This window comes from Halopenitus salinus, from assembly GCF_042662125.1.
GTDB lineage: Archaea > Halobacteriota > Halobacteria > Halobacteriales > Haloferacaceae > Halopenitus > Halopenitus salinus.
This window is the reverse complement of the sequence record NZ_JBHSXL010000009.1, coordinates 126053-151263: the sequence shown is the minus strand read 5'-3', so window position 1 is coordinate 151263 and position 25211 is coordinate 126053. Positions and strand designations below refer to the sequence as shown.

General features: G+C 66.9%; 27 protein-coding genes and 1 tRNA gene. 14 read left to right on the top strand and 14 right to left on the bottom strand.

Features of this window, described 5'->3' with window-relative positions; translation table 11 throughout:
- Positions 1-149 precede the first annotated feature (149 nt).
- Positions 150-1496: a hydroxymethylglutaryl-CoA synthase gene (gene hmgB, locus ACFQE9_RS10180; protein ID WP_379744065.1), complete on the top strand. Its 1347-nt coding sequence runs from the start codon at positions 150-152 to the stop codon at positions 1494-1496.
- A gap of 55 nt (positions 1497-1551) precedes the next feature.
- Here hmgB and ACFQE9_RS10175 read toward each other — a convergent pair whose 3' ends face one another.
- Both ACFQE9_RS10175 and ACFQE9_RS10170 read right to left on the bottom strand, forming a co-directional pair.
- The gene (locus ACFQE9_RS10175) at positions 1552-1980 is read right to left on the bottom strand and encodes an RNA-binding domain-containing protein (protein ID WP_379744063.1); all 429 of its coding nucleotides are present in this window, start codon (positions 1978-1980) and stop codon (positions 1552-1554) included.
- Positions 1977-2549: an AAA family ATPase gene (locus ACFQE9_RS10170; protein ID WP_379744061.1), complete on the bottom strand. Its 573-nt coding sequence runs from the start codon at positions 2547-2549 to the stop codon at positions 1977-1979. Before ACFQE9_RS10170 ends, ACFQE9_RS10175 begins: the two co-directional genes overlap by 4 nt.
- A gap of 160 nt (positions 2550-2709) precedes the next feature.
- Here ACFQE9_RS10170 and ACFQE9_RS10165 point away from each other — a divergent pair.
- Positions 2710-2785 (top strand) — tRNA-Arg (locus ACFQE9_RS10165).
- A gap of 289 nt (positions 2786-3074) precedes the next feature.
- Here the strand turns inward: ACFQE9_RS10165 and ACFQE9_RS10160 are convergent.
- From ACFQE9_RS10160 to ACFQE9_RS10150, 3 genes are read right to left on the bottom strand one after another with little or no spacing between them, the layout of a single operon-like run.
- Positions 3075-3866, bottom strand: coding sequence for a hypothetical protein (locus ACFQE9_RS10160; protein WP_379744059.1), 792 nt, complete (start codon positions 3864-3866; stop codon positions 3075-3077).
- A 33-nt stretch (positions 3867-3899) separates the two neighbouring features.
- Positions 3900-4304, bottom strand: coding sequence for a type IV pilin domain-containing protein (locus ACFQE9_RS10155; RefSeq protein ID WP_379744057.1), 405 nt, complete (start codon positions 4302-4304; stop codon positions 3900-3902).
- A complete protein-coding gene (locus ACFQE9_RS10150; RefSeq protein ID WP_379744055.1) occupies positions 4304-4723 on the bottom strand; it encodes a type IV pilin domain-containing protein in 420 nt (139 codons plus the stop codon). The genes ACFQE9_RS10155 and ACFQE9_RS10150 overlap by 1 nt, the downstream gene beginning before the upstream one ends.
- Before the next feature lie 238 nt (positions 4724-4961).
- On the opposite strand from ACFQE9_RS10150, the gene ACFQE9_RS10145 reads away from it, so the two are divergent.
- Positions 4962-5276, top strand: coding sequence for a hypothetical protein (locus tag ACFQE9_RS10145; protein WP_379744053.1), 315 nt, complete (start codon positions 4962-4964; stop codon positions 5274-5276).
- Positions 5277-5422: 146 nt separating this feature from the next.
- On the opposite strand, the gene ACFQE9_RS10140 is transcribed toward ACFQE9_RS10145, so the two are convergent.
- On the bottom strand, positions 5423-6310 hold the full coding sequence (locus ACFQE9_RS10140; protein WP_379744051.1) for a CAP domain-containing protein: 888 nt from the start codon (positions 6308-6310) through the stop codon (positions 5423-5425).
- 113 nt (positions 6311-6423) lie between these two features.
- On the opposite strand from ACFQE9_RS10140, the gene ACFQE9_RS10135 reads away from it, so the two are divergent.
- A complete protein-coding gene (locus ACFQE9_RS10135; RefSeq protein WP_379744049.1) occupies positions 6424-6690 on the top strand; it encodes a DUF7553 family protein in 267 nt (88 codons plus the stop codon).
- 52 nt (positions 6691-6742) lie between these two features.
- Here ACFQE9_RS10135 and sucD read toward each other — a convergent pair whose 3' ends face one another.
- Entirely contained in the window at positions 6743-7612 is an 870-nt protein-coding gene (gene sucD / locus ACFQE9_RS10130; RefSeq protein WP_379744047.1) for a succinate--CoA ligase subunit alpha, read from the bottom strand.
- Positions 7609-8754, bottom strand: a complete 1146-nt coding sequence (gene sucC, locus ACFQE9_RS10125) for an ADP-forming succinate--CoA ligase subunit beta (protein WP_379744045.1) — start codon at positions 8752-8754, stop codon at positions 7609-7611. Before sucC ends, sucD begins: the two co-directional genes overlap by 4 nt.
- Before the next feature lie 373 nt (positions 8755-9127).
- On the opposite strand from sucC, the gene ACFQE9_RS10120 reads away from it, so the two are divergent.
- On the top strand, positions 9128-9556 hold the full coding sequence (locus ACFQE9_RS10120) for a hypothetical protein (protein ID WP_379744043.1): 429 nt from the start codon (positions 9128-9130) through the stop codon (positions 9554-9556).
- On the opposite strand, the gene ACFQE9_RS10115 is transcribed toward ACFQE9_RS10120, so the two are convergent.
- Positions 9557-10441, bottom strand: coding sequence for an NAD(P)H-binding protein (locus ACFQE9_RS10115; protein ID WP_379744041.1), 885 nt, complete (start codon positions 10439-10441; stop codon positions 9557-9559).
- 360 nt (positions 10442-10801) lie between these two features.
- Here ACFQE9_RS10115 and ACFQE9_RS10110 point away from each other — a divergent pair, with 360 nt between their 5' ends.
- From ACFQE9_RS10110 to ACFQE9_RS10100, 3 genes are all read left to right on the top strand, one after another.
- Entirely contained in the window at positions 10802-12166 is a 1365-nt protein-coding gene (locus ACFQE9_RS10110; RefSeq protein WP_379744039.1) for an MFS transporter, read from the top strand.
- A 130-nt stretch (positions 12167-12296) separates the two neighbouring features.
- Positions 12297-12710 (top strand): hypothetical protein, encoded by a 414-nt coding sequence (locus ACFQE9_RS10105; RefSeq protein ID WP_379744037.1) that lies wholly within the window; start codon positions 12297-12299, stop codon positions 12708-12710.
- Positions 12711-12771: 61 nt separating this feature from the next.
- Complete coding sequence (locus tag ACFQE9_RS10100; RefSeq protein WP_379744035.1) at positions 12772-13419, top strand: metal-dependent hydrolase; 648 nt, start codon at positions 12772-12774, stop codon at positions 13417-13419.
- Between the two features lie 24 nt (positions 13420-13443).
- Here ACFQE9_RS10100 and ACFQE9_RS10095 read toward each other — a convergent pair whose 3' ends face one another.
- Both ACFQE9_RS10095 and ACFQE9_RS10090 read right to left on the bottom strand, forming a co-directional pair.
- Positions 13444-14139 carry a class I SAM-dependent methyltransferase gene (locus tag ACFQE9_RS10095; protein WP_379744033.1) on the bottom strand — a complete coding sequence of 232 codons (696 nt, stop codon included), beginning with the start codon at positions 14137-14139 and terminating at the stop codon, positions 13444-13446.
- 87 nt (positions 14140-14226) lie between these two features.
- A complete protein-coding gene (locus tag ACFQE9_RS10090) occupies positions 14227-14433 on the bottom strand; it encodes a DUF5786 family protein (RefSeq protein WP_379744031.1) in 207 nt (68 codons plus the stop codon).
- Positions 14434-14601: 168 nt separating this feature from the next.
- On the opposite strand from ACFQE9_RS10090, the gene ACFQE9_RS10085 reads away from it, so the two are divergent.
- Entirely contained in the window at positions 14602-15858 is a 1257-nt protein-coding gene (locus ACFQE9_RS10085) for a tRNA (N(6)-L-threonylcarbamoyladenosine(37)-C(2))-methylthiotransferase (protein ID WP_379744029.1), read from the top strand.
- A gap of 50 nt (positions 15859-15908) precedes the next feature.
- Here ACFQE9_RS10085 and ACFQE9_RS10080 read toward each other — a convergent pair whose 3' ends face one another.
- Positions 15909-16352 (bottom strand): NYN domain-containing protein, encoded by a 444-nt coding sequence (locus ACFQE9_RS10080; protein ID WP_379745573.1) that lies wholly within the window; start codon positions 16350-16352, stop codon positions 15909-15911.
- Positions 16353-16671: 319 nt separating this feature from the next.
- Here ACFQE9_RS10080 and gcvT point away from each other — a divergent pair, with 319 nt between their 5' ends.
- The 4 genes from gcvT to gcvPB are packed head-to-tail and all read left to right on the top strand — an operon-like array spanning position 16672 to position 21018.
- Entirely contained in the window at positions 16672-17790 is a 1119-nt protein-coding gene (gene gcvT / locus ACFQE9_RS10075; RefSeq protein ID WP_379744027.1) for a glycine cleavage system aminomethyltransferase GcvT, read from the top strand.
- Between the two features lie 19 nt (positions 17791-17809).
- Positions 17810-18190 (top strand): glycine cleavage system protein GcvH, encoded by a 381-nt coding sequence (gcvH, locus tag ACFQE9_RS10070; protein ID WP_379744025.1) that lies wholly within the window; start codon positions 17810-17812, stop codon positions 18188-18190.
- Entirely contained in the window at positions 18187-19590 is a 1404-nt protein-coding gene (gcvPA, locus tag ACFQE9_RS10065) for an aminomethyl-transferring glycine dehydrogenase subunit GcvPA (protein ID WP_379744023.1), read from the top strand. Before gcvH ends, gcvPA begins: the two co-directional genes overlap by 4 nt.
- Entirely contained in the window at positions 19591-21018 is a 1428-nt protein-coding gene (gcvPB, locus tag ACFQE9_RS10060; protein WP_379744021.1) for an aminomethyl-transferring glycine dehydrogenase subunit GcvPB, read from the top strand.
- A gap of 18 nt (positions 21019-21036) precedes the next feature.
- Here the strand turns inward: gcvPB and ACFQE9_RS10055 are convergent, their stop codons facing one another.
- Positions 21037-22377 (bottom strand): CaiB/BaiF CoA transferase family protein, encoded by a 1341-nt coding sequence (locus tag ACFQE9_RS10055; RefSeq protein ID WP_379744019.1) that lies wholly within the window; start codon positions 22375-22377, stop codon positions 21037-21039.
- 207 nt (positions 22378-22584) lie between these two features.
- On the opposite strand from ACFQE9_RS10055, the gene ACFQE9_RS10050 reads away from it, so the two are divergent.
- A complete protein-coding gene (locus ACFQE9_RS10050; RefSeq protein ID WP_379744017.1) occupies positions 22585-23496 on the top strand; it encodes an NAD(P)-dependent oxidoreductase in 912 nt (303 codons plus the stop codon).
- A 49-nt stretch (positions 23497-23545) separates the two neighbouring features.
- Here the strand turns inward: ACFQE9_RS10050 and ACFQE9_RS10045 are convergent, their stop codons facing one another.
- Positions 23546-25183, bottom strand: a complete 1638-nt coding sequence (locus ACFQE9_RS10045; protein WP_379744015.1) for an ABC transporter permease — start codon at positions 25181-25183, stop codon at positions 23546-23548.
- Between the last annotated feature and the right edge of the window lie 28 nt (positions 25184-25211).

Below are 25211 nucleotides of genomic sequence, written 5' to 3'. Positions count from 1 at the left end.
ACCTGTTCGGAGGTGTGAAAGTGTGTGCGAAAGCGGTCACAGATGTGTACGAATCGAACCGGAATCACCGCCGATTCCGTTCGGGATTTCGATCATCGACGTAACGGCCCATCGACAGGCCCTTATGGGGCGTTCCCGAACCTCGGAGCATGACCGCCGTCGGCATCGACGCGATCGAGATCCGAACGGGCAAGCTCCGGCTCGACCTGCCGAACACCTTCGCGCCGAAGAAGGGCGAGGACCCCGAGAAGTACACGAAGGGGCTCGGACTGGAGGCCTCCTCGTTCCCGGACGTCTACGAGGACATCGTCACGATGGGCGCGAACGCGGCGAAGCGACTGATGGACCGAAAGGGGATCGCCCCCGAGGACGTCGGCCGCATCGACGTCGCGACGGAGTCCGCCTTCGACCACGCGAAGCCGGTGTCGACCTACATCGCGGGCTGTCTCGAGCAGGTCTACGACGGCGACTTTCGACACGCCAACAAGGGCGAGCGCAAGTTCGCCTGTGTCGCCGGCACCCAGGCCATCGACGACGCCTACAACTGGATCCGCGCCGGCAGAAACCGCGGCCGGTCGGCGCTCGTGATCGCGACCGACACGGCCCTCTACGAGCGCGGCGATCCCGGCGAGGCGACCCAGGGCGCCGGTGCCGTCGCCATGCTCGTGGACGAGGATCCCTCGATCGTCGAGCTGTCGACCGATCAGGGCTACGGGAGCATGGACGAGACGGACTTCCTCAAGCCGAACCAGCAGTTCCCGAGCGTCGACGGCAAGCGTTCGGTGCAGGTCTACCTCTCGCGGATGCGCGAGGCCCTGGAGGACTACGAGGCCGTCGCGGGTCCCGTCGGGGTCGAGGACGTGTCCTACGCGCCGTTCCACACGCCCTTCCCGGGGATGGTTCGGAAGGCCGGCCTGTTCGCCTACCGCCACATCACCCGCGACTCCCCGGTCGAGGACGAGATCGCGGCCGCGATCGGCCGTCGCCAGCCCCGCGAGGACGAATACGACTCCCGTGAGGCCTACGAGGAGGCGATCCGCGAGTACATGGACGAACTGAAGGGGGCGGAACAGTACCGCGAGTGGTACGCCGAGACGATCGAGCCGACGCTCGAGCTCTCGCGGGTCGTCGGCAACTGGTACACCGGCTCGGTCCACCTCGCACGCGCGAGCGCGCTCCGCCATGCGGCCGCCCGCGGGCTCGATTCGGAGTTCGTCGGCCGCCGGCTTCTCGTCGGTTCCTACGGATCCGGCGCCCAGGCGGAGATCCACGCCGAGACGGTCCGCGACGGCTGGCGCGAGGAGATCGAGGCGCTCGACATCGACGACCAGCTCGAGAGCCGATACGACTTGGCCTTCGAGGAGTACGAACAGGTCCACGACGTTCACGACTTCGACAAGAGCGTCGAGGTCGAGGAGCTGACGGCGCCCGAAGCGGAGTTCGTCTTCACCGGCTGGGGTCGGATGAACGAGCGAACCTACGAGTACGTCGAGTGAGACGTGTTCTCGAGCGAGAAGCGAAACGCGTCCGTGGAGTGGGTACCCGTCCGTGTCACGACCCGCGATCGCGGGCGTCGGCGTCGATCGGGACGCCCTCCTCGGTCTCGGGCGCGACGTAGGTGATGAACGAGTCGACGTCCGGCTCCCGAACGGTCACGTCGACTGCGATGTCGCCGAGCTCGTCCGGCGACCCGACCGCGAAGTTGACGACCCCCTCGTAGGCGGCCTGCTTTTTCAACGCGAAGGCGAAGCCCTCCTCGTCGGCGCCGTCGCGGAACACCCGGCGGGCGGTGTCGAGGATCTCCTGTTCGTGGAGCACGTCCGAGAAGGGATCGAGCGTGTGGGTCTCGGCGACGAGGCTCCCGTCTCGAAACTCGAGGTCCGCCTCCGGGAACACGTTCTCGACCGCGTCCGCGACCCGGTCCGTCACCTCGGTGTCTCGAACCGGCGCCTCGATCCGGACGTCGATGCTGTAGATCATCGGTCCCCCTCCACGGCGCCCTCCGACACGCCGAGCACCTTCCGGATCCGCTCGCGAAACGCCGCGAGCGAGCCGACGTTGTCGATCTCGACGTCGGCGGCCTCGAGCACCTCGCCCATGCCGAGATCCAGTTCGCGCTCGTCGCGCTCGCGAAGCGCCTCGATCGACTCGTCGGCGGCGTCGCGACCTCGGTCGGCCAGCCGGTCGGCGCGAACGTCGAAGGGGGCGTGGATCGACACGAGCGTGAAGTCGTCGCCGAAGGCCTCACGGAAGCGTTCCAACTCGACCATCGACCGGAGGCCGTCGACCACCACCGCGTCCGCGTCGGACTCCGCGAGCGCCTCGCGGATCCGCGGCACGGTCCGTTTCGCGATCGCGTCCTCGCCCTCCTCCTCGCGGAGGGCACCCGCGATCCGCCCGTGGTCCTCGGCGGGGTCGAGTCCCCGTTCTCGACACTCCTCGCGGATCACGTCGCCCATCACCACGACGGGGATCCCCTCCTCGTTCGCGACCGTCGCCGCCTCCCCCTTTCCGCTGCCGGGAAGCCCGACGGTGCCGATAACGCGCATCGTAGGTTCGTCCGCCGCGCCCGACATTAAGGCCTGCGGAGCGCGGCCTCTCCGCCCCGATCCGCGTTTTGCGATCGGTTCCGAACGTCGACGGCGACCCTCACGAGGCGTCGGCGACGAACCTCACCGCTTTTAACCGATCGGACACAGCTACGGATGAGGGCACGTAGCTCAGCCAGGATGAGAGCGTCGGACTTCTAATCCGATGGTCGTGGGTTCGAATCCCACCGTGCCCGTCATCTCCGAGCAAAGCGAGGAGTGACGACACCGGGGTTCGAACCCTGCCAGTCGCGCGCAGCGAAGCGAGCACGTCTGGATCCGGTTCGAATCCCACCGTGCCCGTGCCAAAACCTGCGGTTTAGTGGCTTTCGCCGAAACATCCCTCGTTCGAGTTCGTCGGTGCAGCTCGGTGGTCAGATATGCCTGCCGCGTGGTCAGCTGGCGCTCGTCACTTTGGAGTGCGATCGGCGACCTCTTGACGGGGACCGTTACGATCTTGCGATCGTGGTCGGATTGGTCCCCATCTTACGGATCGATCTCAATCCGTCCGATCCCGAGAGATCGCGACGCAGCTGCTGAAAGGGTAAGACCGCTGTCGTCCACGGTCACTTGCTTGCCAGTCACGTCGACGAATAGATCACGGAGGTCGTTACGGTACCTTTCCGGTCGATCTTCCGTGATGCGGGTGGTATCCTTCTGTTCGTAGCTCACCGCGCGATGCCGTGCATAGATGCGCGCGAACGACGCCCGGACGTCGACGGGAACGTCTTCAACGACGCCTGGGAAGGTCTTTAGATCGGTTTTCGATCCGTGGACTGCACCCATCGCGACGAGACACCGGCCGAGGACTGAACCGTCATCAGCTGCGACCACTTCGGTCGCTCGTCCCTCGACGTCTTCGTGTTGGATCGTCGAGTCCACGCCAACGGATGTGAACGCTCGCTGTAATTCTTCCAAACCAACCCGATTGCCACCCGTGAGACGTGGTGAAAAGTTGGCGTTGATGCTTCCTCCAGCGAGCACGTGCGCAAGCAGCTCGATGAGCGCTTGGGCCGTATCGCTAGTTGGATCGGGATCGATCCAGCCGTAATCGAGCGCAGTTTGAATGCCGTGGACGGAATCCGGCATTCCGTCGTTGATCCACGCTCGAACTCGACCCGGAGGCAATTCGAGTGCCTTTCCGATTCTGGTACGACCGGCGTTCGGGTGTTTCGCCCGATATTCCTTGACCTGTCGATAGTCAAGAACTTTCTCCCACGGATCGGTGTACACCCGATCGGAGTATGTACGCGCTACTGATTGGGCAGTTGGTTCCACGATCTACAAAAAATGGATTGTCTATTCCGTTGATTACGGCGCGGTCGATCTGGCGAGTGTCGCGGATTCACCACCGCCTGGTGATTCCCAAATCACGCGGACTTCTTCGCCACTACTGACACTCACCGATGGTGAGGTTGATCCAGCACTAATCGGAAGGTCCCATGTGTCAGTACCACTAGGACTGGTTACGTTCACTTGATTTGAATTATCTGAGTTCAGAGTATCGCCTCCTTCGTGTGTGACCGTGACGGAGCCGGTGTTTCCGTAGTCGAAGTCAAATGATGCCTGCGGCGCGTTGTCTCCAATCGAATCACCGAGCCCCAGTACAAACGTACCAATCACAGCCGCCAGTATCACGGTGATAGCGACCATGAGTATGACCCCGATAACGGGGCTCACTGCTCGATCGTCGTTGAGTAATTTTTTAATGTTCATTAGTTTGGTGCCGTGGAGCTCCCGATCGTTTGCGTGGCTGAACCGTCTGGTGCAGTCCAGATAACCCGGATTTCATCTCCGGCGCTAAAGCCGGTATGTGTTTTATTATCACCTGCTGAGATATCTAGACCCCAGTTTGTGGAACCTCCGGCTTCATCGGTGATATTAATCGAATTCGCATTGTCGCTAGTGATGGTATCCCCGCCCTCGTGAGTGACTGTAACCTCAGTTGGTGTTGCGGACATATTATAGTCGTAGCTGAATGATGCCTGTGGGGCGTTCTGTCCCACTGAGTCTCCAAGACCTAATACGAATGTACCAATCACAGCCGCCAGTATCACAGTGATAGCGACCATGAGAATTACCCCAATAACGGGGCTCACAGCCCTATCCTCGTTGAATATCTTTTTGAGTTCCATGGTTGATTAACAACACACACCTCTGACAAACCGTGTGTGTATACTCCTACGTTGATGGTCTGATACTTATATTTGAGGATGCGTTTCTCGGAAATGAGAATTAGTTAACACTTCATTACCGGAGTACAACACTCTTCGACAGACATACGATCATCTATACTCATCGTTTCTTTTAATTTATAGTTTCACAGAGCCATATCGAGTTTAACTATGGTTTTGCGTCTTGACCCATTTGCAGATGTCGACCCAGAAAACCCCGGCTTTCGACGATCTCGAACCCGTCGAGGCCAACACGGAGGAACAGGACGATTACGATACCGAATGGATCGATCTCGAGCCCGACGAGAACGTCGTGGGCGAGGTTCGTGCGATCACTCCCAACTGCGGTGACTACGACACGACCGTTCTCGAGATCGCTCGCGGTCTCGGCGACGTCGTGTGCATGTGGTCGAACAAGCAGATCGATCGTCTGCTCGAGTCCAACGATCTCGGCGAGGGGCGATGTAGTCGATATCATCAAGTGTACCGAGGAAACCCGTACCTACACGCCTGACGACGCCGACGAGGAACGCGAATTCAACGTCTACGAGGTGCGGGAGTTCGGAGGTGATGAATCCGGCACTACAGGTAGCTCAATCCCCCCAAGGCAAGACTCACTGTGCCCGTTCATTTTTGTTCATCCGCACGGTGTGACCGTTCTCACCGTTCGTTCTCGTTGTAGGTGCACATGTTCATCGTCACGTACATCTCGTAGCTTCCGTCGTCGTCGTCGCTGTACACGAGGTAGACCCCGTAGCCGACGGCGTCCCAGGAGTCCTCCAACATCGCCTCGTCGTGCGGCGGGGAGTTCTTCCAGCCGCGAAGGGTTCGCTGAGCCAGGCCGTCAGCGGTGCGTAGCGGCTCGTCTGCCCCCTCCAGCGGCGCGTTGGCCCAGCTCCGAAAGAGGTTTTCGCCGTACCACTCGCGACAGTGGCCGTGTCCCCATCGGTCCCACGCACGCTCGCCGTCGGGGTTCTCGTGGGCGAAGTAGTCCCTGTCGTGCATGTCCTCGCTGTGCTCGCGGGAGACGCTCGCCAGCGCGTGGCTGTACTCCAGTCGGCTCTTGCCGTTCTCTTCGCGGTAGTCGTTGACGTCCTCGGCGAGGAACCGCTCGACGTCCTCCGAGGAGACCCGCCAGCGGTCCCCCTCCGCGATCGTCTCGCCGGGGTCGCCGTCGAACTCCAGCGTCCCGTCCCACTGCTTGTCCGTTCTGGGCGGATACGCGGGCGGATCGGGCCCCTCTATCCTGTCCTGCTCCGGATCCGGTGTTTCGGTGCGGGTCGTCCCGCCCGCCGCTTCCGTCCCCGGTGACGCCTCGGTACCCGTCTCGTCGCCGTCCGACGTCGAGGCTTCGCTCGGCGTCGAGGAGGCCTCCGACGTCGTGGCTCCGTCCGGCGTCGGCGTCTCGATCGGGCCCGGATCGGAGACGCAGGTCATCTCGGTGGCCGAACAGATCCCGATGACGCCCCCGACCCCGACGACGGCGACGATCACCGCGAACGCGAGCCCGAGTTTCACCACGCCGCCGAGGATCGAGGACAGTCCCATTGGGGTCGTCTCCTCCGTACTCGCCGACGGTATATAAGCCTCGACCGTCTCAGCGTCGTCCCGCCGTCGCTTCGAACCGTACCGTTTTGCCGGTCGACGCTCTACTCCGGATCATGCCCGACCCCGACCTACTCACGGCGGCGCGTGACTCGATCGAGACGGCTCGCGAACGAACCGACGGCGAACTCGACGATCGTCTCGCGTCGATCGCCGACCGGCTCGAGAGCGCGGTCGACGCCGGTCGGACGCTCGATCACGGGACGCTCGCGCGGCTCCAGAACGCGCTTTCGGAGATCGAAGCCGAGATCGACGACGGCGACGAGATAGCGACCGCCCGCGACCGGCTCTCGACGTATCGCGAGGACGTCGCCGGCGTCTAAGTGGTCGGTTTTACGATCGGAAAAGCCGGTGGCGGAATCGTTGCGGTGAGCGTTACAGGAAGCTCTCGATGTGGTCTGCGACCTCTTCGGGGGTGTCGCCGACCGGGACGCCCGCGGCGTTGAGCGCGTCGATCTTCGACTCGGCGGTGCCGGTTCCGGAGCCGGAGACGATGGCGCCCGCGTGGCCCATCCGCTTGCCCGGCGGCGCGGTGCGGCCGGCGATGAAGCCGGCGACCGGCGTGTCCATGTGCTCGCCGATGAACCGGGCGGCCTGCTCCTCGTCCTCGCCGCCGATCTCGCCGCACATCACGACCGCCTCGGTCTCCTCGTCGGCCTCGAACGCCTCGAGCGCGTCGATGAAGGAGGTCCCGATGATCGGGTCGCCGCCGATGCCGACCGCGGTCGTCTGCCCGATGCCGCGGTTGGTGAGGTTGTCGACGACCTGGTAGGTGAGCGTTCCGGACCGGGAGACGAGCCCGACGTTGCCGTCCGCGAAGATGTTGCCCGGCAGGATGCCCAGCTTGGCCTCGCCCGGCGTGATGATGCCCGGACAGTTGGGACCGAGCAGCCGCGTGTCGACCTCCGAGAGCCGCTTTTTCACCTTGGCCATGTCCTGGGTCGGAATGCCCTCGGTGATCGCCACGGCGAGATCGAGGTCCGTATCGAGCGCCTCGAAGATCGCGTCGGCGGCGAACGCCGGCGGCACGAAGATGACCGAGGCGTCGGCGTCCTCGGCCTCGACGGCCTCGTCGACGGTGTCGTAGACGGGGACGCCGGCGACCTCCTGGCCGCCCTTGCCCGGCACCGCGCCCGCGACGACGTTCGTGCCGTAGTCGATCATCTGGCCGGCGTGGAACTTGCCCTCCCCGCCGGTGATGCCCTGTACCACCACGCGCGTGTCGTCGTCGACGAATATGCTCATTGGGCCACCTCCTGGGCGTTCTCGACCGCACGCTGGACGGCTTCCTCCAGCGTCTCCTCGACCTCGATGAGGTCCGTGTTCAGGATCTCCATGCCCTCCTCGGCGTTCGTCCCCGCGAGGCGGACGACGACGGGCTTCGGGATCTCATCGAACTGGCTCAACGCCTCGTTGATCCCCTTTGCGACCTCGTCCCCGCGGGTGATCCCGCCGAAGATGTTGAAGACGACGGAGTCGACGTTGGGGTCCGAAAACACCATGTCGAGCGCGTTCGAGATGCGCTCGGCCTTCGCGCCGCCGCCGACGTCGAGGAAGTTCGCGGGCTCGCCGCCGTAGTGGTCGACGAGGTCGAGCGTCGTCATCACGAGGCCAGCACCGTTGCCGATGATGCCGACGTTGCCCGACAGCCGGACGTAATCGAACCCGTACTCGCCGGCCTTCCGCTCGAGGTCGTCCTCGTAGGACTCCTCGGCCAGCTCCGAGAGCTCGGGCTGGCGGAACAGCGCGTCCTCGTCGATGTTCATCACGGCGTCGGCGGCGACCACGTCGCGGTCGCCCGTGATCATCACCGGGTTCACCTCGATCTCCGAGGCGTCGTTGGATTCGTAGAGATCATAGAGCGTCGAGAGGATCGAGGCGACGTCGCCGGCCACGTCGCGGTCGACGCCCGCCTCGTAGACCACCTTGCGGGCCTGGTAGGGGTGCAGGCCGAACGCCGGGTCGACGTGCTCGCGTGCGATCGCGTCGGGCGTCTCGGCCGCGACCTCCTCGATGTCGACGCCGCCCTCGGTGGAGACCATCAGGACGGGTCGGCCCGCGCCGCGGTCCATCGTCACGCCGACGTATAGCTCGTCGACGAAGTCGACGCCGGACTCGACGAGGACGCGGTCGACGGTGTAGCCCTTCAGATCCATCCCGAGGATCTCCTCGGCGTACCGCTCGGCCTCCTCGCGGTCGCCCGCGATCTTGATGCCGCCGGCCTTGCCGCGGCCGCCGACGTGTACCTGTGCCTTGATGGCCGCCGGATACCCGATCTCCTCGACGGCGTCGAGAACCTCCTCGACGGTCTCCGCCAGCCGCGAGTCCGGAACCGGGATTCCGGCGTCGGCGAAGAGATCCTTCGCCTGATACTCGTGAAGCTTCATTGCCATCCGAAGAGGGGGTCGTCGGGCGCTTAAATCCCGCCCATTCGTCCCGAGGACCGTGGCGATTAACCGTTCGAGATCCGGGCGCGAATCGCCTGGGACCCGGATCGCTTCGCGGGTCGATCGACGTCGGGACCCTCCCGCGGTATCCCCGGAACACGGACTCGACGTCGAGCGACTTCCGGCGGCGGGACACGCGCCCGCTCGATGGGAGGATTTACCCGCCGGACGACCGTACGTGGCCCCGGCCGATGACGATCGACCGCTCCGAGCCGGCTCGGCACCGGCCGTGACGAGCCCTATGAGTGCCGAGGCCAGTCTAGACGACCCCCTCCTCACAAACACTCAAACCCTCAAAGCACCTACAGCCCCCGTGAAAAAGTCGCTCCTCGTCTACGACGGTAGCAATCCGCTGTTCCGCGCGGTCGTCGAGGCGGCCACCCATCGGTCGGACGAGATCGTGGCCGTCCGCTGGGACGCAGAGCCTGTACAGGCGTTCCTCGAGGCGCAGTTCGATGCTCGCCCCTTCGCGTTCATCCTCGTTGAGGGTGACTCCGTCCACGTCGGCGAGGAGACCGTCTCGCAAGTCCTCCGCCGGACGTGCCTGGCTGACCCGCTCGTTGACGGGCTGAAACGAACCTACGCTGTCGGGGGCGTCCCCTTCGGACGACTGATCCACGGGCGAACGGTGGCGGAACTCGACGGCACGTTCCCGCTGTCGGCGGACGCCGCAGCCCACCTCGAGGACCTCCGCCGAGCCCGAGAGATACCTGTCGAGGATCCCTCCGCCGAGGAGCCCTGATCAGTCCTCCGCAAGCGCCCGCCGGACCGCCACCTCGACCGGCGTCTGATCGATGGGGACGACCGACTGCAGATCGCGCTCGGGGTCGACCGTCACGGGGTTCCGCATGCTCTCTACCAGCGGCCGGGCGATGGCGTACTGGACGTCCGTTGTCAGTCGGAGCCAGTGCGAGGAAATCCTCGGGGACATCACCGGCACCGGCACGATCAGGACGCGCTTTCCCTTCTCCTGGGCGGTCAACTTCAGCAGGGACTCGTAGGACCACACCGTCGGCGCGCCGATGTCGTAGGTTCCGCCCCGGGTCTCGTCGACGTCGAGGACGCCGATCAGGTAGGCGACGGCGTCCTCGATGCCGATCGGCTGACACGGCGTCCGAACCCACTTCGGGACCACCATCACGGGCAGTCGGTCGGTGAGGTCGTCGACGATACGGAAGCTCGCGCTGCCGGCACCGATGATGATCGCCGCCCGGAGAACGGTCAGATCGAAGCTCCCTGCCTCGAGCACCGACTCGACCTCCCGGCGGGAGGCGAGGTGTGGCGAGAGGTTCCGCTCATCGCCGCTGATGCCGCTCAGGTAGACCACCCTGTCGACGCCGGCCGCCGACGCCAGCTCCCGGAACCGGCGGGCATACGTCCGGTCCAGTTCCGCGAAATTCGCGGCCGTCAGCGAGTGAATCAGGTAGTAGGCCGCGTCGATCCCCTCACAGAGCCCCTTCAGCGATGCCGGGTCACCGAGGTCGCCTTCGAATCTCTCGACGTCGTCCGGGAACGTCGACCGGCTCGCGCTCCTCGAAAAGGCGACGACTTCGTGGCCGGCCGAGCGCAGCGACTCGACGAGCCGACTGCCGACGAACCCGGTCGATCCAACGACGAGAACACGCATTGGTGCATATACCGGGCGCTACAAGAAGGGTGTTCGGTTGGCTTATCGGGGCCGGGAGGGCCGCAGCGGGTCGTGAGTGCCGAGCCCGCTTCTTCTCCATTGGATCGTACGGCCATCGATCGCTCCGACGGGGTCGATCCGCGTTGGGGAAGTCGTCGATCACTCCCACCGATATGTATCCGCAGTCAGGGCGGAATACCTCGGGGTCAAGCCCCGGGGCGACTGACCACGGGTAGGCGGCCGGACTCAACGTCCTCCTGTTGATGGTCTCCGTCGGCATGGTGGTCCTTTTTGCCCCCCTACGATCCACGTAGGAACGAGGCCGCCGACCCGCTCGAGGTGACCGCGGCGAATCCGATCATGACACGAAATCGATCGGCGGACGACCTGGACGAATCGGGGGCTCTGAACGCGTTTCGACGGTTCTTCGCCCTCGAGCGCGACGTGCTCGTGTTGTCGCTCGCGATGTTCGCGTTCAGCCTCGGCTTCCAGATGACGAACCGATTTCTCCCCGAGTACATGGTGGCGCTCGGAGCTTCGGGGTTCGTCGTCGGGCTCTTCGGCACCGCGGGCAACGTCATCTCGGCCGTCTATCCGTACCCCGGCGGCGCGATCTCCGATCGGCTCGGATCGCGGTACGCGTTGACGCTGTTCGGACTGGTGTCGACGCTCGGGTTCGCCGTCTGGCTGTTCGCCCCGAGCGTCGGAACGATCACGGTCGCCGACGTCGCGATCCGGCCGTGGATCTGGATCTTCGTCGGGCTGGTCTTCGCGCAGGCCTGGAAGTCGTTCGGGCTCGGCGCGACCTTCGCAGTGGTCAAACAGGCGACCGATCCCTCGCGGCTCGCGGCCGGCTTCGCCAGCACGGAGACGTTCCGGCGGACGGCGTTTTTGATCGGCCCGGTCCTCGCCGCCGTCCTCATCGGCCTCCATCCGAACTTCGAGGTGAGCTTCCGGTACGTCCTCGCCGTGGCGGTCGTCTTCGGAATCGTCGGGACCGTCGCCCAGCACCTCCTCTACGACGCGAGCGAGGACACCCTCGGCGACTCGTTTTCCGGGATCGACGCGATCCGACGCGACCTCCGCGAGATGCCCCCGGAGCTTCGGCCGCTGCTCGTCGGGGACACGCTCGTCCGCTTCGCGAACGGCATGGTCTACGTCTTCTTCGTGCTCGTGATCACGCAGTTCTACGAGGTCGGGCTCGATGCGACCGTGTCGGCGCTCGGTCGATCGTTCGCCGTCGACCTCTCCCCGGAGGCGTTCTTCGGGTACCTCCTCGGCGTCGAGATGCTGATCGCCCTCCTCTCGATGGCGCCGGCCGCCAAGGCCGCAGAGCGGATCGGGCTCAAGCCGGTCGTCGCGCTCGGCTTTTCGGTGTACGCCCTCTTTCCGGTCGTGCTCATCGGTGCACCCGCGATCCTGTCTCCAGCCCTCTCGATCGAGTGGACCATGGTCCTCGTCTTCGCCTTCTCCGGGCTCCGGTTCGCCGGGCTGCCCTCCCACAAGGCGCTGATCGTCGGCCCCGCAGAGCGAGGGTCCGGCGGTCGCGTCACGGGGACCTACTACCTCCTCCGGAATACGATCGTCATCCCCAGCGCGGCCCTCGGCGGGTACCTCTGGGAGTTCGTGAGTCCCGAGGTCGCCTTCACCGTCGCGGCCGCCGTCGGCGTCGTCGGAACCGGATACTTCCTGGCCTTCGGTCGGGAGTTCGAGGCGTACCGTTGACTCCCGGCTCGCGAACTCCCGGATCGTGAACCCCCGGGCTCGGGGGATTCGCTTAGCATCCTCGCGATTTCGCTCCCCTCTCGGACGATGCCGCGAGCACTTATGTCTCGCGCGCGTGACTGACGGATCGATGAACCGCACGCTCCTCCGGGGCATCCTCGTCGACGAGTCGTTCGCCTACGGGTTCACCATCGCGTTCTGGGGCTCCGGACTGCTCCTCATCGAACGGTTCGGCGTCCTCGCCTCCCCCGGCGTGATCGCCTACGCCACCGGCGCGATCACGGGGTTCGCGCTGCTCGCGGTCACCACCTTCGGCGGGGCGATAGACACCATCGAGCTCGATTCGTCCCCGTCGTATCACGTCCTGGCCGCCGTACACTATCTGGCCGCGCTCGTTCCGATCGGCCTCACGCACTTTCTGATCGAGGCCCCGATCGGCGCTCGGGTCACGATCTTCTCCGCGGGGCTTTGCGTCTCGGTCTGTTACAACCTGACCGCCGCCCTCGAGGAGACGGTCTCGAAGCGGGTCGAACGGATCGAGTGACGTCCCTTTGACCCTCCCGCTCCGACGAAACCCCTAATCACGAACGGGTCCTGGGATCGGTATGCCGTCGACCCTCGTTCACGTGGCGTTCGCGGGACTGATCGGAACCGCGCTGTTGGGGCGACGCTTCGACGCGAAGGGAATCGCGGCCGTCCTGCTCGTCGCCGCCCTGATCGATCTCGACACGTTCGTGGACGTGTGGGCCACCGGACTCCACCGCGCGCTGTTTCACAACCTCGTCTGGCCGGCTGTCGCGCTCGCGCTCCTCGCGTGGGACGTGCGGTGGCGGGACCGATCCGCCGTTCGTTCACGCTGGGGCGATCGGGGGGTCCGGGTGTTCTGGGTCGCCGTCGTCGCGGCCACCCTCGGACACACGCTCCACGACGCCTTCGTCAACGGGGTCAACCTCCTGTGGCCGCTCCACGACCGCTTCTACGAGCTCGAGGGACGGGCGTTCCTCTCGAACCAGCGCGGGTTCGTTCAGACGTTCGTCGACTTAGAGGAAGGCGGCACGGTCGGCGGGACGACCGAGAACACCCACTACTACACGGGCGTCAATCCCTCTCCCGGAGAGGAACCCGCGGACGTCGAACGGATCTTCCCGCTCGCCTACTCCGGCGAGCGGCTGCTCATCGTCATCGTCGGCTACCTCGTCGTGGCGGCCCGGATCTGGGAGACGTGGGGAGCGCACGCGGAGCGATCCGACTGAGGGGTCCCGAGGTCTCTCGACGTTTCACTCCACTCGGAACGCCCGAAGAACGTCGCGGTCGCCCGATCGGACCTCGATCTGGGTGAGTCCGAGTTCCGTGAACTCGCGGTTCCAGTCGCGATAATAAAGCGGGAAGTCCTCGTCGACGTAGTTCACCTCGGGGGCGGCGTTCGTCCCGCTTCCGTTCTCGACGTCGTTCTCGACGTCGGCGTTCAGATCGCCCTGGGCGTCATCCCCGACGTCGTCCTGGGCGTCATCCTCGATATCGCCCTCGTTCTCCACCGTAACGAGGAGATCCGCCGTGATCCGGCACAGCTCCTCGAGGACCCACTCGGAGTCGGGATGGAGGTGCTGGAGCGTTTCGACGGAGTAGACCGCGTCGAATCGGTCGGTCTCGAACTCGGAAACGATCTCCTCGATCGACCCGACGTGGAACGTTCCGGCCTCGGCCAGTTCCGGATAGGCTTCGGCCATCACCTCGAACGCCTCGTCGTTGAGGTCGATCCCCGAGAGGTCCTCGAAGCCGGCGTCATACAGGTGCGCGAGGTGACGCCCGGAGCTACAGCCCAACTCGAGGATCGACGCGTCCCGCTCGAGAACCCGATCGAACACCTCGCGGACCCGCTCGCTCCGCTCGTCGGGCCCGTAGTAGGCGTAGTACTGCGGCGAGTATTCCCCGGATCGGCTTGCCCACTGGTCGTGGACGTCGGCGGGATTCACGGTGGACGTACCGGACGCGGCCGTAAAGTCCTCCCGGACGCCCCTCCGCGGCGATCGGCGTCCGTGCGTCTCTCCGACCGCGCAGGCTCACGCGGTGTCGGCGTCGCCTTCGGCGTCGTCCTCGGCGTCCCGCATCTCCGAGAGTCGCCCGACCAGGTCGTCCGTCGACGCCTCGCTCTCGAAGGAGACCGAGCCGTCGTGTTCGTTCTCGTGGACGTTGACGGCCTCGGAGTCGTCCTCGTCGTCCTGGCTCTGCGTCTCCTGTTCGGATTCGTCGTAGCTTCCAAAGCCCATACGCCGCCTTGCGTCGGGGGCGTGAAAACCGGCACGACACGGGGAGACGACGTGGTTCGGTACCGTGGTTCGGTCGGGGTCTCCGCGGGGGTGTCCGGATTCGACCCGTATTTTTCCAAGCCTGATCCGTCGTCCTTTTGCCCGCAGGCGCGCTATCGGGGACAACCGATGGCGACGTACCACATCGAGACGTACGGCTGTACGTCGAACCGGGGTGAGAGCCGGCAGATCGAACGCGCCCTGCGGGACGGCGGTCACCGTCCGGCCGACGGTCCCGGGGACGCCGACGTCGCCATCCTCAACACCTGCACCGTCGTCGAGAAGACCGAACGCAACATGCTCCGGCGCGCGGAGGAGCTCGCCGAGGAGACCGCGGACCTCGTCGTCACGGGATGCATGGCGCTCGCGCAGGGCGAACAGTTCCGCGAGGCGGGCATCGACGCCGAGGTCCTCCACTGGGACGAGGTACCGACCCACGTGCGAAACGGGGAGTGTCCGACACCCACCGCCGACGCCGAGCCGGTGCTCGACGGCGTCGTCGGCATCCTCCCCATCGCCCGCGGCTGCATGTCGAACTGCTCGTACTGCATCACGAAGTTCGCGACCGGCCGCGTCGACTCCCCGCCGATAGAGCACAACCTCGAGAAGGCCCGCGCGCTCGTCCACGCCGGGGCGAAGGAGATCCGCGTGACCGGCCAGGACACCGGCGTCTACGGGTGGGACGACGGCGAGCGCAAGCTCCCCGAGCTGCTCGACCGCATCTGTGAGATCGAGGGCGACTTTCGGGTGCGCCTGGGCATGGCCAACCCGGGCGGCATCCACGGCATCCGCGAGGAGCTCGCGGACGTCTTTGCCCGCAACGAGAAGCTCTACGACTTCATCCACGCGCCCGTACAGTCCGGCAGCGACGAGGTCCTCGAGTCGATGCGGCGACAACACCGGGTGGACGAGTTCCGCGAGATCGTCTCGACCTTCGACGATCGCCTCGACCGCTGGACGCTCTCTACGGACTTCATCGTCGGATTTCCGACGGAGACGAGCGACGACCACGAGCGGTCGATGGACCTCCTCCGGGAGGTCCGGCCCGAGAAGATCAACGTGACACGATTCTCGAAGCGGCCGGGCACCGACGCCGCCGACATGAAGGGCCTCGGCGGGACGGTGAAGAAGGAGCGCTCGAAGGCGATGTCCGAGCTGAAGATGGACGTCGTCGGCGAGGCCTACGGGTCGATGGTCGGGACCGTCCGGGACGTGCTCGTCGTCCGGGAGGGGACCGGCGACTCGGTGAAGTGTCGCGACTCGGCGTACAGACAGGTCATCGTTCAGAACGCGGACGAACACGGCCTCGAGCCCGGCCAGTTCGCCACCGTCGAGGTGACCGGCCACAACACCGTCTACGCCTTCGGCGAGCCGGTCTCCGCTTGAGACCTCGCTCCTGACCGTTCCGTTTGTCCGCCCTCAGCCCCCGCGTTCGCTCAGACGTCGCCGTCGAGCGTGACGGAGTCCGTCGCCGAGTTTCGGAGCGCGTCCGACCGGCCGAACTCGCCGGGCGCGATCGCGACCGTGCGGACGCCGTATCCGTTCGCCGTCTCCAGGACCGGCTTGAAGTCGGTGTCGCGCGAGGCGATCGCCAGGGTGGTCATCCGCCCCTCCGCCGCGAACCGCGTCGCGTCCACGGCGAGTTTCACGTCGACGTCCCCCGAGGTGATCACGACCTCGAAGCCGCGGGCCTCCGCCGCCTGGATGAGCCCCGGCGTCGCGTGCTCGTCGAGGTAGAGCCGAGTCGTCACGAGCGGTCCCTCCTCGCCCGCCGCCTCGCGAACGTCGTCGAGGTCGACGTCGAACTCGTCGCGCAACACGTTCGGCCCGTCGACGAACAGCGCGACGCCGACGGTCCGGTCGACGTGGAAGCCGCCGATCCCGCTCGGGTTCGGATCCGGGACGGGATCCGCTTCGGGGTCCGTGACGGGATCCGTCTCCGGGTCCACAGTCGCCTTCGCGTCGGGGTCCGGACCCCTCTCACCGCCGACCTCCGGACCCGCGTCCCCGGCGGTCCCCGAGTCCCGGTCCGTTCCGTCTCCTTCCGCGTCCATACGTCCCGTATCGCTCGCGTCGGCATATGCGTGCTGATCGCTTCGCCGTCGATCGGTCGTCCTCGCTCCTCCCGCGAACGGTCCCGGGTCCCGTCCGCGCGGACGCCATGGCAAAACCTTTGGCGCGAGCGGGCGAGGTGTCGACATGGCCCGACGCACACCGCCACTTCACGCGGTCCACGAGGCGGCCGGCGCCTCGTTCGTGGACTTCGGCGGGTGGGACATGCCGGTCGAGTTCGACTCGATCCGGACCGAGCACGCGGCGGTCCGCGAGTCGGCGGGGATCTTCGACGTCTCCCACATGGGCGAGATCGAGGTCGCCGGACCGGACGCGACGGCGTTGATGCAGCGGCTCACCACGAACGACGTCGCCGCCCTCGATCCGGGCGAGGCGCAGTACACCGCGGTCACCGACGACCAGGGGATCATGCTCGACGACGTCGTCGTCTACCGCCGGTTTTCCGACGACCCCGCCTACCTGTTCGTCCCGAACGCGGGCCACGACGAGGCGGCCTACGAACGTTGGGTCGACCACCGCGACGCGGCGGACCTCGACGCAACCGTCAAGAACGTTACAGACGAGTGGGCCATGGTCGCCGTCCAGGGCCCGGACGCGCCGGACCTGGTCGCCGAGGCTGCCGACCCGGATTCCGGGACGGGACGCCCCGATCTCGCGGACGTCCGCGACCTCGGCCGCTTCGAGTTCGACCACGCCCGCATCGCCGGCGTCGAGTGCCTCCTCGCGCGGACCGGCTACACCGGCGAGGACGGCTTCGAGGTCCTCTGTGCGAGCGAGGACGCCGAGCCGGTCTGGGGCGCCCTCGAGTGTCGCCCCTGCGGGCTCGGCGCCCGCGACACCCTCCGCATCGAGATGGGCTTTCTGCTCTCGGGACAGGACTTCGATCCGGACGCGGAGCCGCGGACCCCCTACGAGGCCGGGATCGGATTCGTCGTCGACCTCGACGTCGACTTCCGGGGCCGGGACGCGCTCGCGGCCCAGTCGGACGCGGGGACCGACGAGCGGTTTACGGGGGTCGTGTTGACCGAACGCGGCGTCCCCCGGAACGGATACGCCGTGACCGACGTCGACGGGGAGGAGATCGGTCACCTCACCTCCGGTACGATGAGCCCGACCCTCGGAGAGCCCATCGGATTGGGTTACCTCGATGCGGACGCCGCCGAGGACGGCGCCGAGGTCGGCGTCGTCGTTCGCGGCGAGAGGAAGCGTGCTCGCGTGCGATCGCCCCCGTTTCTCGACCGTTGACCCTCCATTTCACCACACCATGAGCTTCGATGTACCCGACGACCGTCGTTACCTGGAATCACACGAGTGGACGACCACCGACGACCCCGTGCGGATCGGCATCTCCGCGTTCGCACAGGACGAGCTCGGCGACGTCGTCTTCGTCGAACTGCCCGACCCCGGCGAGGAGATCGAGGCCGACGAGACCTTCGGCGTCGTCGAGTCGATAAAGGCCGTCTCGGACCTGTACGCCCCGGTCTCCGGCGAGGTGGTCGCCGTCAACGAGGCGCTCTTCGACGCGCCCGAGCTGGTCAACGAGGACCCCTACGGCGACGGCTGGATGCTCGAGATCGACCCCGCGGACGACGGGGAGTTCGACGATCTCCTCACCGCCGCCGAGTACCGAGACCGGATCGAATGACGGGCGACCGCTCCGACTCCGACGGATCGGGCGGGATCGGCTCCGAGTCCGAGTCCGGCGGAGCGAGCCGCGTTCCTACCGGCTCCGGGACGCCGTACGCCCCGCACACGGACGCGGAGGTCGCGGCGATGCTCGAGACGATCGGCGTCGAGAGGGAGGCCGACCTCTTCGACATTCCCGGCCCCGTCGCCTTCGACGGCGAACTCGACATTCCCGCACGCTCCGAGCGGGCGGTTCGCGAGGAGCTCTCGCGCACGTTCGCGCGAAACGACGACCTCGTCGAGTTCCTCGGTCGGGGTCACTACGCACACTACGTGCCGAGCGTCGTTGATCACCTCGCGGACCGCTCGGAGTTCCTCACGAGTTACACCCAGTACCAGCCGGAGATCGCACAGGGGTTCCTCCAGGCGCTCTTCGAGTACCAGTCGATCCTCGTCGAGCTCACCGGACTGGGCGTCGCGAACTGCTCGATGTACGACGCCGCCACGGCGCTCGCGGAGGCCGCGACGCTCGCCGACCGGACCAGATCGGCGGACGGGAACGTCGTTCTCGTCCCCGATCACCTGCGGGAGGGAAAGCGCGCGGTGCTCGAGGGATACTGTGACGGCGCGAGCCTCGCCGTCGAGTCCTACCCGATGGACGACGGGATCGCCGACGTCGACGCGCTCGCGGAGCGTCTCGGCGAGGACGTCGTCATGGTCTACGCGGAGAACCCGACCGTTCGCGGCTGCATCGAGGAACGGCTCGCCGCGATCGGCGACCTCGCCGCGGACGACGACGCGCTCTTCGTGCTCGGTTCGGACGTCCTCGCGCTCTCCGTGCTTCGCGAGCCCGCGAGCGTCGGCGCCGACGTCGTCGTCGGGGACGCCGGGGCCCTCGGCCTGCCGGTGGCCGACGGCATGGGGCTCGGACTGTTCGCCTGTCGCGAGGCGTTCCTCAGGCAGGTTCCGGGCCGGCTCGTCGGCGCGAGCGAGGACGCCGCCGGCGACCGCGCCTACACGCTCACGCTCCAGACGCGCGAACAGCACATCCGCAAACAGCGGGCGACCTCGAACATCTGTACCAACCAGGCGTGGGTCGCCCTGCGCGCGGCGATGCACGCGACCCACCTCGGTCCCGACGGGCTCGTCGACCTCGCGAACCGGTGCGTGCGCGACGCCGGGAGGCTCGCCGAACGGATCGACGACCTCACGGGGTACAAGGCGCCCGTCCACGACCGGCACCACTTCCGGGAGTTCGCGATCCGCTGTGACCAGCCCGCGCCGGCGCTCGCGAACGACCTCGAGGCCGAGGGATTCGCGGTTCACGCGATCGACGACCACCTGCTGCAGGCGTGTGTCACGGACGAGAACGCCCGCGCGATGGACGGCCTCGTCGCCGCCCTCGAGGAGGTGGCCTGAATGCGCCACGACCAGGCCCGGTACACCCGCGAGGACGAGGACCGACACGAGCCGCTGTTGGCCGAAAAGCGCGAGGAGACGGTCGACGTCCGCGAGGAGAGCCCGCTGCCCGACGATCTGACCCGCGAGGAGTTGACGCTCCCCTCGCTCTCCGAGCCGGAGTTGGCCCGCCACTACACCCGGCTCTCCCAGATGAACTGGTCGATCGACTCCGGGCCCTATCCGCTCGGGTCGTGTACGATGAAGTACAATCCGCCGTTCACCGAGGACGTCGCCGCCGACCCGAACGCGCTCGTCCACCCCGACCGCTCCGCGGCCTCTACCCAGGGGACTCTCGCGGTTCGCCACGGCCTCCAGGAGTACCTCGCGACGATCGGCGGGATGGACGCGGTGACGCTTCAGCCGCCGGCCGGTGCCGCCGGCGAGTTCACGGGCATCCGGATCGCGAAGGCCTACCACGAGTCCCGCGGCGACGACCGCTCGGAGGTGATCGTGCCCGCCTCCGCTCACGGGACGAACTTCGCCACCGCGGCGCTCGCGGGCTACGACGTCGTGGAGCTGCCCTCCGACGACGACGGCCGGGTCGACCTCGAGGCGCTTCGGGCGGCGGTCTCCGGGGAGACCGCCGCGTTGATGCTCACGAACCCGAACACGGTCGGGCTCTTCGAGCGCGACATCGAGGAGATCGCGGCGATCGTCCACGACGCGGGCGGGCTGTTGTACTACGACGGCGCCAACCTCAACGCGCTGTTGGGCCGGGCTCGACCGGGCGACATGGGATTCGACGTGATGCACTACAACGTCCACAAGACCTTCGCGACGCCCCACGGCGGCGGCGGTCCGGGCGCCGGTCCGGTCGGGGTGACGGCCGAACTCGCTGAGTTCCTGCCGACCCCGCACGTTCGCGAGCGGGAGGGCGGAGCCGGCTACGAGCTGACCGAGCCCGAGCGCTCGATCGGCAAGGTCCACGGTTTCTCCGGGAACTGGCTCGTGTTGATCAAGGCGTACGCCTACATCGCCCGTCTCGGCGGGGAGGGACTCCTCGACGCCTCGGCGAAGGCGGTCCTCAACGCCAACTACCTCGCCGAGCGGATCGACCTCGAGGTGCCCTACGGGCCCTTCCACCACGAGTTCGCGGCCACGGCCGGCGAGCGTGACGCCGCCGACGTGGCGAAGCGGATGCTCGATTACGGCGTCCACCCGCCGACGACGAAGTGGCCGGAGATGGTCCCCGAGGCGATGTTGACCGAGCCGACCGAGATCGAGAGCCGGTCGTCGCTCGACGATCTCGGCGAGGCCTTCGACCGCGCCTTCGGCGACGACGACGAGACGATCGAGTCGTCGCCGAACCGGACGACCGCCCGCCGGATCGACCAGGTGTCGGCCGCGCGCGATCCCGTGTTGTCCTGGCGCGACTTGGGCGACTGAGGAGACGGCCGAACCGGCTCACTCCTCCGGGATCGCTCCCGCCTCGCGAAGCCGCCGCAGGTCGTCCTCGCCGTAGCCGTACTCCGAGAGGACGTCCGTCGTGTGCTCGCCGAGGAGCGGCGGGTGGCGCCGGTAGGAGGTCGGCGTCCGCGAGAGGTGCATCGGCGATCCGGGCATCTCGACGGTGCCGGCCGTCGGGTGGTCCATCTCCACGCGCATGCCCCGGGCGCGGATCTGTGGGTCCTCGAACAGCTCCTCCATGTCCCGCACGTGGCTGGCGGGGACGTCGTGGGCAGAGAGCGCCTCGAGCGCCTCCTCGGTCGTCCACTCGGCGAACTCCGCGTCGAGTTCCGCATCGAGGATCTCCCGGTTTCTCACCCGCTTCGTGTTCGTCTCGAAGCGCTCGTCGGCCAGGAGATCGGGGCGGTCGAGCGCCTCACAGAGCGGCGGCCAGAACGGGTCCGACGAGCAGGCGACGACGACGTAGCCGTCGCGCGTCTCGAAGGCCTGGTAGGGCGCGATGTTCGGGTGTTTGCTGCCCATTCGACCCGGCGGCTCGCCGGAGGCGAAGTAGTTCGTCGCCATGTAGCTCATCCAGGCCGCCTGCCCGTCGAGGAGGCTCACGTCGACCTTCTGGCCGCTCCCGTCGCCGAGCTCGCGCTCGAGCAGCGCCGCGAGGATCGCCTGGGTGGCGTACATCCCGGCGCCGACGTCGGCGAGCGCCACGCCCACTCGAACGGGCGGGCCTCCCTCGACTCCGGTGATGCTCATCAGCCCGCCGCGCGCCTGCATCATGATGTCGTAGGCGGGCTTGTCGCGGTCGGGGCCCCACTCGCCGTAGCCGGAGATGCCACAGTAGACGAGCCCGGGATTCGACTCGCGGAGGTCGCCGTAGTCGAGTCCCCACTCGGCCATCTTGCCGACCCGGAAGTTCTCGACGAGCACGTCGGCCTCGCCCGCGAGGTCGCGAAACACCGCGCGGCCGGCCTCGCTCGCGAGGTTCAACTCGACGGAGCGCTTGTTGCGATTGACGCTCACGTAGTAGGCGCTCTCGCCCGCGTCCTCGGAATCTCCCGCGTCGGATCCGGTGCTCCCGTCGCCGTCCCTCCCGTCGCCACCCTCCAGGTCGCCGACGTTTCGATCCGCTCCTCCGTCGGTCTCCGATCCGCCGAACGACGGCGGGTACCATCCGCGGGTCTGATCGCCCTCGCCCGGGCGTTCGATCTTGATCACCTCGGCGCCGAGATCGCCGAGCTGCATCGTACAGAACGGCCCCACGAGCACCCGTGAAGCGTCGAGGACGGTCACGCCGTCGAGCGGTCCCTCCCCTTCCGTCGGGGTTCGTGCCTCACCGACCATGGGTACACATGGCTCGCCCTTGCGGCGACGTCGGCTTAAAAACCCTGGGCGATCGCCCGGCCGTCGACGGAGCGCAAGCCGCGATCGGGTTCGGAACGTCGTCCTCTCCGACTCGCTCCCGACAGCCGACCTCCGCGATCGGATTCCGACCGGTCGATCGCCTCGATCGGGCTTAGACTTTTAGGCACCATGCCCCCATATGGAGCCATGCCAACACCAACCGTTGGATACGTCGGACTCGGAATCATGGGACTGCCGATGGCGAAGAACCTGATCGACGCGGGCTACTCCGTCGTCGGGTACAACCGCTCCGACGAGCCGACCGAGGAGCTCGTCGAGTACGGCGGCGAGGACGGCGGATCGCCCGCGGGCGTCGCCGAGCGAAGCGACGTCGTGCTCCTCTGTCTGCCCGACTCGCCCGACGTCGAGAACGTGGTTCTCGGCGAGGGCTCCGAGTCGGATCCGGTCATCGACGGTCTGAGCGAAGGGATGACCGTGATCGACCACTCGACCATCTCGCCGACGGTGGCGGAGTCGGTCGCGGACCGTCTCGCTGAGGAAGGGGTGGACATGCTCGATGCGCCCATCTCCGGGGGCGAGCAGGGCGCCATCGACGGGACGCTCTCGATCATGGTCGGCGGCGACGAGGACGCGCTCGAGGCCCAGATGGACGTGCTCGAGGCCATGGGCGAGACGATCACCCACTGCGGCCCGAGCGGCGCCGGACAGACGACGAAGGCGTGCAACCAGATCGTCGTCGCGGCCCAGATGGTCGGCGTCAGCGAGGCGCTCGTCTTCGCGGACAACGCCGGCGCCGACCTCGAGGCGGTCGTCGACGCGATAAGCGGCGGCGCGGCCGGGTGTTGGGCCCTCGACAACCGCGCGCCCGACATGATCCAGGGCGACTTCGATCCCGGATTCTTCGCCGCCTACCAGTACAAGGACCTGCGCATCGCCACGGACGCGGGCGAGGAGTTCGGCTCGCCGATGCCCCAGACGGCGATCAACCACGAGCTCTACAAGACGATGCTCCAAAACGGGATGGACCACGACGACAACTCCGGCGTGATGCAGGTCCTCGAGATGCTCTCGGGCGGCGAGGCGCGCGTCGACGAGTAGGGGCGCGGGCCGACGAGGAGCGACTCCCCTCTCCGTACGCGGTCGCTCCTCAAAGCCCCTCTCGTCCGCTCCCGACGAGCAACACCACCATCGAGAGCCCCGAGATGGCCAAAAGCAACAGCGCCGGAACGGCCGCGTACTGGAAGTAGGCGGCCGCCTGGGCGCGCCAGATCTGGGTGACGATCGTCTCGAAGCCGGTCGGCCGCAGGATGAGCGTCACCGGGAGTTCCTTCATCGTCGTGAGGAAGACGAGCGCCGCCCCGGCCGTGACGCTCGGCGCGATGAGACGAAGGGTGACGCGTCTGAAGGCTCCGCCGGGGGTCTCGCCGAGCGACCGAGCGGCCTCGACGAGCGTCGGATCGACGCCGAGTACGCCGGATCTGAGGGTGCCCACCGCCTGCGGGGTGAACCGGACGACGTAGGCGAAGACCAAAAGCGGGATCGTCTGGTAGATTGCCGGCGCGTAGGGGATCTCCAGGGCCTCATAGCCCGCGCCGAAGTAGACGAGCGCCAGCGCGAGGACGATCCCCGGAACCGCGAACCCGACGTAGGTCGCCCGCTCGAAGACGGTGGCCAGCACCGACTCGTGGCGCGCGGAGAAGTACGCGATCGGCAGCGCCGCCGCCGAGGCGACGACGGCCGCCGCGAGCGCGACCGTCGCGGAGTTGAGGGCGAAGCTCCACTCGAAGGCGAGCGAGGGGCGGCGGTCCGTCCCCGTGCTCGTGAGCCAAAGGAGGAGGATCCACACCGGAACCACGAGCGAGACGGCGGCGACGCTTCCCGGGAGCAGCATCGCTGGCCACCGCCAGACGCCCAGGTCGGCCCGGGTCTCGCCGCCGGAGCCCGATCCGGCCTCGACCGTTCGGTCCGTGCGGATCCACTGTTCGAGCGCCAACACGAGGAGGACCACCCCGAGCAGTTGCAGGGACAAAAGCGCCGCGTACTCCTGGCCGAAGGAGTTGTACTCGACGTATATCTGGCGGGTAAAGACCTCGACGCGCATGATGGCCGGCGTCCCGAAGTCGGAGATCGCATAGAGCGCCGCGAGCAGGCTGCCGGCGGCCACGGCCGGCCGGATGTGCGGAAGCGTCACGCGCTTGAACGTTCCCCAGCGCGTGTGATTGAGGGTTCTCGCCGCCTCGATGAGCGTGGTGTCGAGCGACAGAAGCGCCGCCCGCGTCGTGAGGTAGACGTAGGGGTAGGTGTACAGCGTGATGACGAGGATCCCGCCCCCCAGTCCGTATATCTCGGGAACTCGATCGACGCCCAGCGGCGCGAGCAGGTCGTGGAACTCGCCGCGGGGGCCGAACGCCGAGACGAACGAGAAGGCGCCGACGTAGCTCGGCACCACGAGCGGCAGGGCGGCGACGATGGTCCAAAAGCGCCGGAACGGGAGGTTCGTCCGGGTGGTGAGGTAGGCGAGCGGAACCCCGATCAGCATCGAGGCGGCCGTGACGCCGGCGGTCAACGCCAGGCTGTTCGCCAGCACCTCGAGGGTCCCGATCCGGAAGACGAGTTCCCGCGCACGCTCCGGATCGACCGTGCCGGCCTCGATCACGAGCCAGCTCAACGGTAACACCATCGCGGCGGCGATTCCGGCACACAGAAGCGTCAGCCCGAGCGGCGGACGCTCCTCGCGCTCGAGCGCCCCGCGGGCGGCGCGAACGACCGATCGGATGTCCCCCATCGATGTCCTCCGTGTATAAACGGAGCCA